The sequence below is a fragment of the Phocaeicola coprocola genome (assembly GCF_041333015.1).
In the GTDB taxonomy this organism is placed as follows: Bacteria; Bacteroidota; Bacteroidia; order Bacteroidales; family Bacteroidaceae; genus Phocaeicola; species Phocaeicola coprocola.
Genome location: NZ_JBGKGM010000001.1, coordinates 2,068,830 through 2,083,507 on the forward strand (window position 1 = coordinate 2,068,830; position 14,678 = coordinate 2,083,507).

The 14,678-nt window shown below is 43.1% G+C and carries 12 protein-coding genes; 6 read left to right on the plus strand and 6 right to left on the minus strand.

What is annotated here, in order from left to right; all coding sequences use genetic code 11:
• Nucleotides 1-93 precede the first annotated feature (93 nt).
• Both ACDG22_RS08485 and ACDG22_RS08490 read left to right on the plus strand, forming a co-directional pair.
• Entirely contained in the window at nt 94-261 is a 168-nt protein-coding gene (locus ACDG22_RS08485; protein ID WP_013618916.1) for a DUF362 domain-containing protein, read from the plus strand.
• 135 nt (nt 262-396) lie between these two features.
• Entirely contained in the window at nt 397-1,740 is a 1,344-nt protein-coding gene (locus ACDG22_RS08490) for a PepSY-like domain-containing protein (protein ID WP_178269811.1), read from the plus strand.
• An 89-nt stretch (nt 1,741-1,829) separates the two neighbouring features.
• Here the strand turns inward: ACDG22_RS08490 and ACDG22_RS08495 are convergent, their stop codons facing one another.
• The gene (locus ACDG22_RS08495) at nt 1,830-3,032 is read right to left on the minus strand and encodes an ROK family transcriptional regulator (RefSeq protein WP_022125843.1); all 1,203 of its coding nucleotides are present in this window, start codon (nt 3,030-3,032) and stop codon (nt 1,830-1,832) included.
• 169 nt (nt 3,033-3,201) lie between these two features.
• On the opposite strand from ACDG22_RS08495, the gene nagB reads away from it, so the two are divergent.
• Nucleotides 3,202-3,993: a glucosamine-6-phosphate deaminase gene (nagB, locus tag ACDG22_RS08500; protein ID WP_178269810.1), complete on the plus strand. Its 792-nt coding sequence runs from the start codon at nt 3,202-3,204 to the stop codon at nt 3,991-3,993.
• 31 nt (nt 3,994-4,024) lie between these two features.
• Entirely contained in the window at nt 4,025-6,010 is a 1,986-nt protein-coding gene (locus ACDG22_RS08505) for a glucosamine-6-phosphate deaminase (protein ID WP_007564826.1), read from the plus strand.
• Nucleotides 6,011-6,116: 106 nt separating this feature from the next.
• Here the strand turns inward: ACDG22_RS08505 and ACDG22_RS08510 are convergent, their stop codons facing one another.
• Complete coding sequence (locus tag ACDG22_RS08510; RefSeq protein WP_178269809.1) at nt 6,117-7,607, minus strand: PepSY-associated TM helix domain-containing protein; 1,491 nt, start codon at nt 7,605-7,607, stop codon at nt 6,117-6,119.
• A gap of 296 nt (nt 7,608-7,903) precedes the next feature.
• Here ACDG22_RS08510 and ACDG22_RS08515 point away from each other — a divergent pair, with 296 nt between their 5' ends.
• A complete protein-coding gene (locus tag ACDG22_RS08515; RefSeq protein WP_007564822.1) occupies nt 7,904-9,523 on the plus strand; it encodes an ABC-F family ATP-binding cassette domain-containing protein in 1,620 nt (539 codons plus the stop codon).
• Nucleotides 9,524-9,633: 110 nt separating this feature from the next.
• Here ACDG22_RS08515 and ACDG22_RS08520 read toward each other — a convergent pair whose 3' ends face one another.
• Nucleotides 9,634-10,116: a cytidine deaminase gene (locus tag ACDG22_RS08520; protein ID WP_007564820.1), complete on the minus strand. Its 483-nt coding sequence runs from the start codon at nt 10,114-10,116 to the stop codon at nt 9,634-9,636.
• A gap of 121 nt (nt 10,117-10,237) precedes the next feature.
• Between ACDG22_RS08520 and ACDG22_RS08525 the strand changes: the two genes are divergently transcribed.
• On the plus strand, nt 10,238-11,125 hold the full coding sequence (locus ACDG22_RS08525) for a glucosaminidase domain-containing protein (protein WP_007564819.1): 888 nt from the start codon (nt 10,238-10,240) through the stop codon (nt 11,123-11,125).
• 151 nt (nt 11,126-11,276) lie between these two features.
• Here ACDG22_RS08525 and ACDG22_RS08530 read toward each other — a convergent pair whose 3' ends face one another.
• The 3 genes from ACDG22_RS08530 to ACDG22_RS08540 are packed head-to-tail and all read right to left on the minus strand — an operon-like array spanning nt 11,277 to nt 14,675.
• On the minus strand, nt 11,277-12,635 hold the full coding sequence (locus tag ACDG22_RS08530) for a dipeptidase (protein WP_007564818.1): 1,359 nt from the start codon (nt 12,633-12,635) through the stop codon (nt 11,277-11,279).
• 9 nt (nt 12,636-12,644) lie between these two features.
• Nucleotides 12,645-13,724 carry a chorismate synthase gene (aroC, locus tag ACDG22_RS08535; protein ID WP_022125848.1) on the minus strand — a complete coding sequence of 360 codons (1,080 nt, stop codon included), beginning with the start codon at nt 13,722-13,724 and terminating at the stop codon, nt 12,645-12,647.
• 24 nt (nt 13,725-13,748) lie between these two features.
• Nucleotides 13,749-14,675 (minus strand): TPM domain-containing protein, encoded by a 927-nt coding sequence (locus tag ACDG22_RS08540; protein ID WP_178269808.1) that lies wholly within the window; start codon nt 14,673-14,675, stop codon nt 13,749-13,751.
• Nucleotides 14,676-14,678 lie beyond the last annotated feature (3 nt).

Consider the following 14,678-nt stretch of genomic DNA (forward strand, 5'->3'; position numbering starts at 1 on the left):
GGAAATATTGCAATGTAGATATTACAAATCTCACCAAAAAGATTACCTTTGCATCATCAAATTAGTACTAATAATAATTTAACTTTTACTACAATGGCTTACGTAATTAGTGACGATTGTATCGCTTGCGGTACTTGTATCGATGAATGCCCAGTTGGCGCAATCTCTGAAGGTGATAAGTATTCTATCAACCCGGATATGTGTACAGAATGTGGAACATGCGCAGATGTATGTCCTTCTGAAGCAATCCACCAGGGATAATCGAATCGTCTTATGACAAAATTCATAATAGGTCATCTTTAAAAAGATGGCCTATTTTTTTATATTTTTCCTTGTTTTCAGATTCTTTTCAGTTTTGTTCCTTTATTTTGTATTGTAACAATAAAATGATTTTTTATGATAAAGCCCCGATTATTATTTGGAGTATGTATGGTTGCAGGTACATTACTTTTTGCATCATGTAGTAACGATGAAAATACTCCTTTGCCCGATGGTACTTCGGGAGAGGTTCCTGCTCTAGTCTTGGATGAGTTTAATAGCTTATTTCCTGGTGCTACCAATGTTGTTTGGAGTACAAAGGGAGAATATGCTGTAGCCAGTTTCTATTGGGATGGCTCTCGTGCAGATAATGTCGTTCGTAACCATACTGCTTGGTTTGCATTGGCAAATGGAGTATGGGGTATGACAGAGAAAGAGATCAGATTTGCAGATTTACCGGAGGCTGTGAAAAATGCTTTTGGAGCAAGTGAGTATGGACAGGCTCCGTGGCGTGCGGATGATGAAGTTGATGTGCTGAAAAGAAACGGTGACTCTGAAATCTTATATGTTATTGATGTCGAAAAAAATGAAGGAGGAAAAGAAACGGATGTTGATTTGTATTACACGGCAGAAGGTGTTCTGGTAAAAGAAGTCATTGATGCGGAAGATGAAAAGGATTATCAGGATTATTTGCCGCAGACACCTTCAGGAACAGTGGAAAGCTGGTTGAAAGAAAAATATCCGGATGCCAGGATTATAGATGTGGATAATGAAGATGGAGGAACAGAAGTAGAGTTTATTTCCGGTAATATGAAGCATGAGGCTTTCTTCGATCGTTCTCAAAACTGGGTGTATACCAAGACTGAGTATCGATTCAGAAATATAGATGAGGTAACCGATATTCCTTCTCAAGTTCTCGCTGCCTTAAAAGCAACTCCCGAATATCTGGAAGCTGGATGGGTAGAAGATGCCGAAAAGTATGAAACAGAGAAAGCAGGAACCTTTTATTGCTTTGAACTGGAGAATCGTTTCGACGATGATGTGAAAGTATATATAGGTAGTGATGGAACTGTTTTACAGGGGCGTCCTGGTTTTGGAGGAGAAAGCTCCGGAGGTGTTGCCGTTGCTACTGATATAGAAAAATTCATTCAGGAAAATTATTCGGGTGCAGTTATTATTGAACGTGGATATGATGATGGTTATATAGAAGTGGATATCCGTCACGATGGAAAGGAAAAAGAACTATTATTCAATGGAAAGAATGAATGGATACGCACTTCTTGGGAGATCAGATATAATGAACTGCCTTCGGTTGTAACTTCTGCTTTAGGGGCTGAAGGATATCAAAGAGATGATGACGAAGTGGAAGTAGTTCAAACTCCCGATGCTTCATGGTATGAGGTAGAAGTTCGTCGTCAGGGAAAAGAATACAAAGTCTTTATAGATGAATCTGGTAAGATAATTAAAGTCGTAGAAGATTAGAATCAATATACTATAAGCAGAAAGCTTGGGTGAGTCACAACATCCAAGTTTTCTGCTTAATTGTTTTTTATTATATCTCATAAATACTTCTATGCTTCAAACAGTTTACTTCTTGACAACAGACATGAACCTATGACGCATGCCTGATCTTTCAGTTTCGATAGTACAATTTCAGAATCACGGCTCATCAGGCTGAGGGTATATTTTCTGATTGCAGAGATAACCGGTTGTAAAAGAAAATCTCCCGCACGTGACATCTCTCCACCGATAATGACCATATCCGGATTGAATGTGTTGATCAGACTTCCGATATGGAAACCTAACTGCTGGCCTATTTGTTCTACCAGTTCTATGGCGAGTAAGTCTTCACGGTTTATTGCACTGAAGATATCATCGAGTGTTATTTCTTCTATATCCTTTTCTGAAAGAATGATTGAAGTTTCTCCTGCTTGTAGATGTTCGATAAACTTACGGTAGAGCGCAGAACATGAAACTTCCGTTTCTACGCATCCTTTTTTTCCGCAATGACAGATAATCTGGTTGTCGTAGCCGTATGTGTGACCGATTTCTCCTGAGAATCCTGATTTTCCTTTGTAAAGTTTCCCGTCTATCATAATTCCCATTCCCAGTCCCCATCCGATATTGATGAAAAGAACGTTTTTGACTCCCTTGACAACACCCTTTATGTTTTCACCATAAAGCATGGTCCGGCTGTCATTGTCAATAGATGTTTCTATCTTCAGGCGTTCGGTCAGGATTTCTGCAAGTGGGCGTTCGCCGAAATTGAAGAAACTGTGGATATAGCCCAGTTCCGGATTGACTCTTCCGCAAAGAGTTACATTGATATGTAATATCTTTTTTTCGTCTATTGTTAATCCCGCAATGAAATGTTCGATGTGGTTACATAGTTCATCGATGCATTCTAATGTGTCTCTTCGTTCAAAAGGAATTCCCATTTGTAGTTTCAAAACCTCACCTTTAAAATTGATAACTCCTATATTGATACTGTTCCACGTTACATCTACTCCAACAAAATATCCTGAATCTGTATTCAGTCCATATAAAATAGGATGACGCCCACCGTTGGTTTCCAGCTTTCCATACTCATCTATATACCCCTGTTCATGCATTTCGTCGATGATTTTTGTTACGGTAGGAATACTTAAATCCATATCTTTTGCTAAATCGGTAATGGTTGAATTCTCATTATATATCAAATATGTAATGATATGTTTCTTCATTACCGCCCCTTTTGACCCCTTTTGTATTTCCTCTAATAATCGTTCTTTCATGCGGATGTGGTTTTAAAAATATACAATTACTTAATTAAAAACTTTAAAAATCGGATGTAATTACTTATTGTTATAGTTGCTTTTATCTATAAATACAGATATCTTTGTAGCGAAAACAATAAGAATATCAATTCTTGTTACAAATATATTAATTAAATCTGGAAAAACTATGAGAGTAATTATCGAATCTAACTACCAAGCTCTTTCACAATGGGCAGCAAACTATGTAGCTAAGAGAATCAATCAGGCAAAACCTACAGCCGAAAAACCGTTTATTTTGGGCTTGCCTACCGGTTCTTCCCCTCTGGGTATGTATAAAGCGCTGATTGAACTGAACAAAAAAGGTGTAGTATCATTCGAGCATGTAGTGACATTCAATATGGATGAATACGTAGGATTGCCGGAATCACATCCTGAAAGCTATCATTCGTTCATGCATAATAATTTTTTCAACCACATTGATATCCGTAAGGAAAATATTCACATTCTGAACGGAAATGCTGAGGATTTGGAAGCAGAATGTGCTAATTATGAGAAACAGATCGAGTCATTTGGTGGAATCGATCTCTTCTTGGGAGGTATTGGTCCTGACGGACATATTGCTTTCAATGAACCGGGATCATCATTGACTTCACGCACTCGTGTCAAGACTTTGACAACTGATACTATTATTGCAAACTCTCGTTTCTTTGAAAACGACGTGAACAAAGTTCCTAAAACAGCGTTAACTGTAGGAGTAGGTACTGTAATGGCAGCAAAGGAAGTACTTATTCTGTGCAACGGCCATAACAAGGCACGTGCTTTGCAGCATGCTGTAGAAGGTGGCATTACACAAATGTGGACTATCAGCGCTTTGCAGTTGCATCCTCATGGAATCATCGTTTGTGATGAGGCTGCTACCGATGAATTGAAAGTAGGTACTTACAAATACTTCAAGGACATCGAGCGCAATAATCTGTAATTAACATCTATATTATTAAGGAGAATTGCCTATGAGAACTAACCTTAGTTCACAGATATCTCTGAACAGAGTATCTACCAGATATTATAAACCAGAAAATACGATTGAACGTTCTGTACTGACACGTTTCGAGAAGATTCCTACCAATATCTATGAAACAGTAGATGAAGGAGTGTCATGCATTGCCGATGAAATCATCCGCAAGGTACAGGAACGTCAGCGTGACGGTAAGTTTTGCACTATTGCCGCAGGTACTGGTGCGTCACTTCGCCCGCTGTTTGCGGAACTGGTTCGCAGACATAAGGAAGAAGGTGTGAGCTTCCGCAATGTTGTAGTATTCAACTTGTATGAATACTATCCATTGACAGAGCCTAATAACAGCAGCTTCAACCAGTTGAACGAACTGTTCCTGAAACAAGTTGATATTGATCCGCAGAATGTATTTACATTGAACGGCACTATTCCTCAAGAAGGTGTAATAGATCATTGTCACTTATACGAGCAGCGCATCAAGACTTATGGTGGTATCGATATTGCTGTAATGGGAATAGGTCGTGAAGGTAATATCGGAATGAATGAACCAGGATCGGCTGCTACTTCTCAGACAAGACTGATTTTGATAGACGCTACTTCACGTTCTGAAGCTGCTCATAATCTGGGAGTAGACAATCTGCCTCCATGTTCTATCACAATGGGTATCGGTTCTATCATGGAAGCCCGTAAGGTATTCTTGTTGGCATGGGGAGAAGAAAAAGCTGACATCATCAAGAAAGCAGTAGAAGACAAAATCTCTGATTCACTTCCTGCTTCTTATTTGCAGATGCATCAGAATGCAACCGTTTGTGTTGACCTGCCTACTGCTGCACACCTTACTCGTATTCAGCGTCCTTGGCTGGTAACAAGCTGCGAATGGAATGACAAGCTGATTCGTAGTGCTATCGTTTGGTTGTGTCTGCTTACCAAGAAGCCTATCTTGAAGTTGACTAACAAGGATTATAACGAAAACGGTTTGAGCGAATTGTTGGCGTTGTATGGTTCTGCATATAATGTAAACATTAAGATATTCAATGACCTGCAACACACAATTACTGGCTGGCCGGGTGGAAAACCGAACGCAGACGATACTTATCGTCCGGAACGTGCTAAACCATTCCCGAAGCGTGTAGTTGTATTCTCTCCGCATCCGGATGATGATGTGATCTCTATGGGAGGAACATTGCGTCGTCTGGTACAGCAGGGACATGAGGTTCATGTGGCTTACGAAACTTCAGGAAACATTGCTGTAGGCGATGAAGAAGTTGTACGTTTCATGCATTTCATAAACGGTTTCAACCAGTTGTTCGATGAGAACAAGAATGAAACCATTAAGAACAAATATGCGGAAATCAAGAAGTTCCTGTTGAGTAAGAAAGAAGGCGACATGGATACCCGCGATATTCTTACTATCAAAGGTTTGATTCGCCGTGGTGAGGCTCGCACTGCTTCTACATACAATCAGATTCCGTTGGAACGTGTTCACTTCCTCGACCTTCCGTTCTACGAAACAGGACGTATCGAGAAGAATCCTATCAGCGAAGCTGACGTAAACATTGTGATGAATTTGCTTCGTGAAGTAAAACCTCATCAGATTTATGTAGCTGGTGACTTGGCAGACCCACACGGAACACACCGAGTTTGTACTGATGCTGTACTGGCTGCTATCGACGAAGAGAAGAAAGCTGGAGCTGAATGGCTGAAAGACTGCCGCATATGGATGTATCGTGGCGCATGGGCTGAATGGGAAATTGAAAACATCGAGATGGCTGTACCATTGAGTCCGGAGGAATTGCGTGCTAAACGTAACTCTATCTTGAAGCATCAGTCACAGATGGAAAGTGCGCCTTTCCTGGGCAACGACGAACGTTTGTTCTGGCAACGTAGTGAAGACCGTAATCGTGGTACTGCATCGTTGTACGACAGCCTTGGTCTGGCATGCTACGAAGCTATGGAAGCTTTTGTAGAGTATAAACCTCTGTAATGTAAACTTATTCCGGGAAAATATTCCACGGAAGTGCAGATAGTATGACAAAGGCGGTATTTTCTTTTCCCGATGAAAGGGAAAAAGAAAATGCCGCTTTTCTTTTCTATGATTTTCTCCGTCTGATGATATATCCCGTAATCAGGCTCCATAACACTCCCAGTCCGGCAAAAAAGATAAAGACCAGTGTTCCTTTACCTAAAACTGTATAAATGCGTCCGGTATGGATTTCCTGGGCAAAGTTCCATAGCGACATGGGAAGCGTTTCCATGTTGGCAGGCATCGATGCAAAATCGCTGCCTTTTTCGTATTCGGCAATACAGAGTTTACCGTCAAAATCACTGCTGTATCCGGTGATGGCATGATTGCCGAACGGTGGTCCTGCTGCTTCTGGAGCTGTTTTTCCGGTAAAGAAATCGGTAATGTTTCCCAAATGTCTGTTCCACACATACATTCCACTGAAAGAACCTGTAAGCCAGTTTCCCTGTTTGTCTTGTTTTAGGACATTGATTCCCATGACGCTTACGGGAGGTGTCTTGGATATTTTTACAGGAGTACTCTGAAATGATTTAAGAGAATAAAATCCTTCCGAAGTAGCAAGTAGCCAGTCGTTTTGCTGCTCATCGTAGCGGAGCATCCGTAATTTATCGTTCCATGCATTCGGCGAGCCAAGCTGTGTGAAAGGTATGGCAGGTATTCTTCCGTAAACCAGTGCCAGCAGTACCGGAGGGCGCAGACACCATCCGGTCAAGGCTATAAAGAGTGTCAGCACGATAGTCGTTCTGCCTATCTTGTCGTGCCACGATAGAGATGTTTTCAGTAAGGCAATACTTGTTGTTGCTGAACGTCCGGTTTGTTTTATCCGGCGAATATACTTGGGTAGAAACCAGTAGAAGATTCCGCTTACCGAAAGGATGATCAGTATTACTGCCAGCGTATCCATGACCAGTTTGCCAGCAGTTCCAAACAGTTCACCACTGTGCAACAGCCAGATGGTGCGGAATAATGAAACTTTCCCATTGTATTCTTCGGGAGCTTGCAGAATGATTGGGCTGAAATGACGGTAAGGCGATGTCGCGTAATACAAACAGGAACGCCCGACGACTATCAAGGTGTCACCGAGCGTGGTGATGTCCGATAATTTTTCCCCTTTTTGCAGAGGAAGCCTGACTGCTTGCCATCCTGCCTTTTTGCTGTAGCGGTAAAGTCCGAACTGAGCGGCGGCGAATAAATCTCCTTGAGGAGTAATCGCTATTCCCCGTATGTTACGCCAGTCGACTCCGTGAGGAAAACCACGGTTGAAATCATCAAACGTAGTAGTATCATGGTCGGTCAGAAAAATGCCGGCATTGCCAAACAATAAGATAGCGCTGTCTTCTTGACAGATACCGGGAGGACAGGAGAGAGTTCCCCGCAACATTCCGTTGTTCCAGCTCTTGTACCGGTAGGCGTCGGGTAGCCATTTCCGGCTGATCTGATAATCAGAAAAGAGCTGCCGGTGGTTCAAGACAATGCCCGAAGCACCAAACAAGATAATAAAAAAGGCAAATATCAGCCCGAACCATTTATGATGTTTTTTCCAGGTAGATTTCTTCATTTGTTTCAATTTTTGTTGCTATTAATTCTTCAGCATCTTTTATACAAAACATCGAGATCTTTTTTTATTTTTTGTACGAAAAATAATCCTTTCTTGCTGAAGTTTTTGACACCTTATCGGCAGGTCTTTTTGAAAGTATTTTGCAAAAGTATCAGTTCCGATTGATTCCTCCAAATTCCCCTTGTCTGACTTCCTTCTTTTTATTATCCTCAATCATTACGCTTTGCTTTGCTCTGTATCTCACTTTTTTATATTATCTTTGCATCCGATTAATTTTTAAATAGGTATAGAAAGAAATGATTACAGTTTCAAACGTAGCCGTTCAATTTGGAAAAAGAGTGTTGTATAATGATGTGAACATGAAGTTCACGAATGGTAATATATATGGTATTATCGGTGCTAACGGTGCGGGTAAGTCTACTTTTCTGAAAGTGATTTCGGGAGAGCTTGACCCTACGAAAGGAAGTGTGACACTGGGACCGGGCGAACGCCTTTCTGTCTTGAGTCAGGACCACTTTAAGTTCGATGCCCATACGGTGCTCGATACCGTGTTGATGGGACACACTGTACTGTGGGACATCATGAAGCAGCGTGAAGCCCTTTATGCAAAGGAAGATTTTACCGATGAAGACGGTATTAAGGCGGCGGAACTGGAAGAAAAATTTGCTGAATTGGAAGGATGGAATGCTGAAAGTGATGCAGCTATCTTGCTGAGCGGTCTGGGAATAAAGGAAGACAAGCATTATACACTGATGGGTGATCTGAGTGGTAAGGAAAAGGTGCGTGTGATGTTGGCTCAGGCATTGTTTGGAAATCCTGACAACCTGTTGCTGGACGAGCCTACCAACGACTTGGATATGGATACGGTAACTTGGTTGGAAGAATATCTTTCTAACTTCGAACATACTGTGCTGGTTGTGAGCCACGACCGTCACTTCCTCGATTCAGTTTGTACGCATACGGTAGATATTGACTTTGGCAAGGTAAATCTCTTTGCCGGTAACTATAGCTTCTGGTACGAATCTAGTCAGCTGGCACTTCGTCAGCAGCAGAACCAGAAAGCAAAAGCTGAAGAAAAGCGTAAGGAGCTGGAAGAGTTTATCCGTCGTTTCTCTGCCAATGTGGCTAAGTCGAAGCAGACTACCAGCCGTAAGAAGATGTTGGAGAAATTGAATGTGGATGAAATCAAACCGTCATCTCGTAAATATCCGGGTATCATCTTTACGATGGATCGTGAACCGGGAAATCAGATTCTGGAAGTTTCTGGTTTGCGTGCTGAAACAGAAGACGGCGTAGTCTTGTTCAATGATGTGAACTTTACTGTAGAAAAAGGAGATAAGATTGTATTCCTGAGTCGCGATCCGCGTGCCATGACTGCTTTGTTCGAAATTATCAACGGCAATCGTAAGGCACAAGCCGGACACTATAACTGGGGTGTGACTATTACAACAGCTTATTTGCCGCTCGATAATACAGACTACTTTAACTGCGACCTGAATCTGGTAGACTGGTTGAGCCAGTATGGTCAGGGCAATGAAGTAGAAATGAAAGGCTTCCTGGGACGTATGCTGTTCTCGGGTGAAGAAGTGATGAAGAAAGTCAACGTACTTTCGGGAGGTGAAAAGATGCGTTGTATGATTGCCCGCATGCAGCTTCGCAATGCGAACTGTTTGATTCTGGATACTCCGACCAACCACCTGGATTTGGAATCTATTCAGGCATTCAACAATAACTTGAAGATTTATAAGGGTAACGTACTCTTCTCTTCACACGACCATGAGTTTATCGAAACAGTAGCGAACCGTATTATCGAATTGACGCCGAATGGTATCATCGATAAGATGATGGAATATGATGAATATATCACTTCCGATCATATTAAAGAAATGCGTGCACGCATGTATGGTGATAAATAAGAAGGAAATGAAATAACAAAGAAACGGAGAAGTGGAACTTGTTTCGGGGTCACTTCTCCGTTTTTTTATTTTGTTTTCATCGGACTTAATGACTGCCGATGGAAAACTCTTCAGACTTTCAGGTATTCACCTCCGAATGAAAGCGGAAGCAAGTCTTTGGTTCCTTCCAGTACATAAATGTCGTTTTTACTGTAAAGCAGTATCCGCATGGGCTGGTGGAAACGTTGTTCTGTTTCCAGAAGAACCTGACGGCAGGCTCCACATGGGGGAATAGGGGAGTCGAGATAACCCGTTTCGCTGCGGGCTGCAATGGCAAGTGTGTCTACTGCCTGATCCGGATATTGTGAATTGGCATAAAAGAGCGTGGTACGTTCGGCACATGTTCCTGACGGGTAAGCAGCATTTTCCTGATTACTTCCGGTTACTACCACACCGTTTGCCAGTAAAGCTGCTGCTCCTACCGAAAAGTGTGAGTAAGGGGCATAGCTTCGTGCCGTAGCTTCTTTGGCAGCATCTATCAGCTTACGGTCTTTTTCGTCCAGTTCTTCGTAACGTAAAGCGCGGATATTTATTTCAATCTTTATTTCTTTCATAGGCAGTGGGGGTTAAAGTTTATACGAATGTAAGGAAAAAAAGGGAGATTTCCTATCATCTGTGGTATTATTCGTGTAAATAGTTTATCTTTGCCCTGCTTTAATTTAAACGGAAAGAAGAATGAAACTATCTCATTGGTTGATATTTATGTGCCTGATGTGTATTACGGTTTCTACGTCGGCACAAAAGCGTAACAAAGTATACGAAGACTATATACATAAATACCGGGGTATCGCTGTAGATGAAATGAAGCATTACCGTATTCCGGCAAGTATTACGCTGGCACAGGGACTGCTGGAGTCGGGAGCTGGAAAAAGTGAGTTGGCGCGGAAATCGAACAATCACTTTGGTATCAAGTGTGGCGGTTCATGGGACGGACGTTCCGTACGTCATGACGATGATGCGCGTAATGAGTGTTTTCGTGCTTACAAGCATCCGAAGGACTCTTATCGCGACCATTCAAAATTTTTACGTTCGGGTGCGCGCTATGCGTTTTTGTTTCGTTTGAAAATTACTGATTATAAAGGCTGGGCAAGGGGATTGAAAAAAGCTGGTTATGCTACCGATCCGCAGTATGCCAATCGTCTGATTAATATCATAGAATTGTATGACTTGGATAAGTACGATCATAAAGGGGGACTGGAATGGGCGGAAGAGTTCCCGAATCCTCATCAGCCTTATCTGGCAAACGAACTTCTTTATGTCGTAGCACGTCGTGGAGATACATTCAAGTCATTGGGAAAAGAGTTTGATATCAGTCACCGTAAGTTGCGTAAATATAATGAACTGCCTAAGGACTATGTATTCCGCGGTGGTGAAATCGTATATTTGGAAGAAAAGCGTCGTCGTGCTACTAAAGATCATATTGCATATGTTGTTCGTAGCGGTGATTCGATGTATAGCATTTCACAGAAGTTTGGTGTACGACTGGAGCGTCTGTATAAGATGAACAATATGGACCCTGATTCTCCAGCACCGAAAGTTGGAGATATCTTACGCTTGCGTTAACAGCTGCAAAACTTTGGGGTACAGATAAAAAACTCTCCCTGTTTTAGTCTTGCATAATAAATGAGGACTGAAACAGGGAGGGTTTTTTATAAAGATGAAGCAAATGCTTTCGTTTTTCAGAAAGTCTCTTTGCTACTTAATGTATTTGTTGTTATTTGCTGAACTCTTTGTGGAATTCTACTACAGCTTCTATTCCTTTACGGAAAATGTCGAGCGAGAAGTTCTCATTGGGTGAGTGAATGGCATCACTTTCCAGGCCGAATCCCATCAGGACAGTTTTGATTCCCAGAATCTGTTCGAAATCGCTGATAATAGGAATACTTCCTCCGCGTCGTACAGCCAGTGGTTTTTTACCGAATGCCTTGGTAAATCCTTTTTCGGCAGCCTGATAAGCTGGAAGAGATATCGGACATACATAGCCTTCGCCTCCGTGCATAGGAGTAACCTTTACCTGTACATATTCAGGAGCGATGCTGTTAATGTAATCGACAAACAGTTTTGAGATGACTTCATGGTTCTGATGAGGAACCAGACGACAAGATACTTTGGCGTATGCCTTCGATGGAAGAACGGTTTTTGAACCTTCTCCCGTATATCCTCCCCAGATTCCGCAAACATCGAACGACGGACGGCAACTGTTGCGCTCCAGAGTAGAATAACCTTTTTCACCTTTCAACGCTTTTACACCGATGGCTTCCATGTATTTCTTTTCATCGAAAGGAATATGGGCAATCATGTCGCGTTCAGCTGCTGGTACTTCCTCTACATCATCGTAGAAGTGAGGAATGGTGATACGGCCGTCTGCATCTATAACCTGTGCAAGCATGCTGCATAACGTGTTTATCGGGTTGGCAACAGCTCCTCCAAAGTGTCCGGAATGCAAATCACGGTTCGGGCCGGTAACTTCTATTTCCCAGTAAGCCAGTCCGCGTAGTCCGGTTGTCAGCGATGGCAGGTCGGCTCCAAGCATACTTGTATCTGAAACGAGGATAACGTCGGCTTTCAGCAATTCCTTATGCTCTTTCAGGAAAGCATTGAGGCTGGGTGAGCCGATTTCTTCTTCTCCTTCGAAAATAAATTTCACATTGTGCTTCAGCAGCCCTTCTTTTACTACGTATTCGAATGCCTTTGCCTGAATCATAGCTTGTCCCTTATCGTCATCGGCTCCACGTGCCCAAATGTGTCCGTCGCGCACTTCCGGTTCGAAAGGTTGGCTCTTCCATAGTTCAAGCGGTTCGGCAGGCATGACATCGTAGTGAGCATAAATAAGTACGGTCGGTGCATCGGGACTGACGCGCTTTTCTGCGTAGACAAGCGGATTGCCCTGTGAAGGCATAATCATTGCTTCGTCTGCTCCTGCTTCCAGAAGCAACTGACGCCAGCGTTCGGCACAGGCAAGCATATCATCTTTATGTTGAGGCAGGGCACTGATACTGGGTATGCGAATCAGGCTGAAGAGTTCCTCTAAAAAGCGGGATTCGTTTTCTTTGATGTATTGTTTGATTTCCATGGTTATGATTTATAATGTTGAGGCTTTATCGAGTAAATAATAATCGAGTAATGTCATGGCAGCCATAGCTTCTACGATGGGTACAGCACGGGGCAGTACACAAGGATCGTGTCGTCCGCGAGCCTTCAGAATGGTTTCATTTCCGTGAATGTCTACCGTAGGCTGTTCCATGAGAACGGTTGCCACAGGTTTGAATGCTACCCGGAAATAGATATCCTGTCCGTTGCTGATACCTCCCTGAATACCTCCCGAGCGATTGCTGCGGAAGCCTATTTCTCCATTATTGTTATAAAAGATATCATTCTGCTGACTTCCCTTCAGTTCCATGTTGCTGAATCCTTGTCCATACTCGAATCCTTTTACGGCATTGATGCTGAGCATCGCATTTCCCAGTGCGGCATGCAGCTTACCGAATACTGGTTGCCCGAGTCCGACGGGACATCCTTTGATGACGCAGCTTATTACACCGCCGATGGTATCGCCTTCTCCTTTTATACGGAAAATGTAATCGGCCATCTGGCGTGCCAGATCCTGGTCAGGACAGCGTACCGGGTTGTTTTCTATGCTGGTTAAATCGTAAGCTGTATAGTCTTTATCCAGTTTAAACGGACCGACCTGTGAAGTAAATGCCGTAATGCTGATACCTAACTGACGTAAGGCAAGCTTGGCCAATGCTCCGGCCACTACACGGGCTATTGTTTCGCGGGCAGATGAACGTCCTCCGCCCCGATGATCGCGTATGCCATATTTCTGGGTGTAAGTATAATCTGCGTGCGAAGGACGATAGACATCTTTCATGTTGTCATAATCGTTTGAGTGCTGATTGGTATTCCATACGGCAAATCCGATAGGGCATCCTGTTGATACTCCTTCGTATATGCCTGAAAGAAACTCTACTTCATCAGCTTCTTTACGTGCAGTTGTAATGGCAGACTGTCCCGGACGGCGGCGGTTCAGTTCTTTTTGTATAAATTCCATGTCTATGGTAATGCCTGCCGGAAATCCGTCTATCACTCCGCCAATAGCTTTTCCGTGTGATTCGCCGAAACTAGTCAGACGGAATATGTTTCCAAAAGTGTTATTGTACATAGATTCTTTAATGTTCGTTTTTAGTTAGAATTTGCTTCCAGCTCCTCCTCCTCCGAAGCTTCCTCCGCCAAAAGAGCCACCACTGAAGCCTCCACCGCCGCTACCTCCGAAACCTCCTCCGAAGAACGGTCCGCCAAGGAAAGGACCTCCGTTGCCTCCACGGTGATGGAAATCGTCTTCGTCACGTACTTGTCTTTGTCGGCGGACAATGTGTCCACAGTTTGTGCAGTGTAGCACGATTTCTTCAGTGCGGATGCCGTTCATACGTGATATCGTTCGTATGGAAAGCTGGCGAAGCGTATGTTTATGGCACTGTGGACATCTCTTGCGTTGTCGTACGCTGAACCATAAAAGTGTAGGCACAATGATGAAACAGCATATCAGGATGATGAGAGGTAAATAATCTGTTTCTTCTTCCTTCCGGGGAACGGGAGGTTCACCTGTTCCGTCCAGTTGGCGGCTGATAGCTTGAATACCTGCCAGCATACCGGCATCCCAGTTGCCTTCTCCCAGGTATTTGTTCATGTACCTTACTTGTATCTGTTTGCAGACAGCATCAGGAAGAACACCTTCCAGACCATATCCTGTGGCAAACTGAATGCAACGTTCTTCTGTAACCAGCAGGACAACCAGTCCGTTGTCTTTTCCTTTTTCTCCCACACCGTTCTTTTCTCCCAGCTGATAAGCAAATTCGAAGCAGTCACCTCCGTCTATTTGCTTTACGGCTACGACTAGCGTTTGAACACCAGTCCGTTGCTCCAAAGCAAAAAGTGTAGTGTCCATCGCAGCTACTGCACCGGCACTCAATATTCCATCGGGATTGCTGACATAGCGGGTACGGTTCTGCAGGTGAACCATCGGTATTTCTTCTACCTTATAGGCATGCGACTGTGCCCACAGTGTGGTGAAGATGCTGCAAAGCAGCAGTGCAAGCGATATGATTCTTCTCATTCT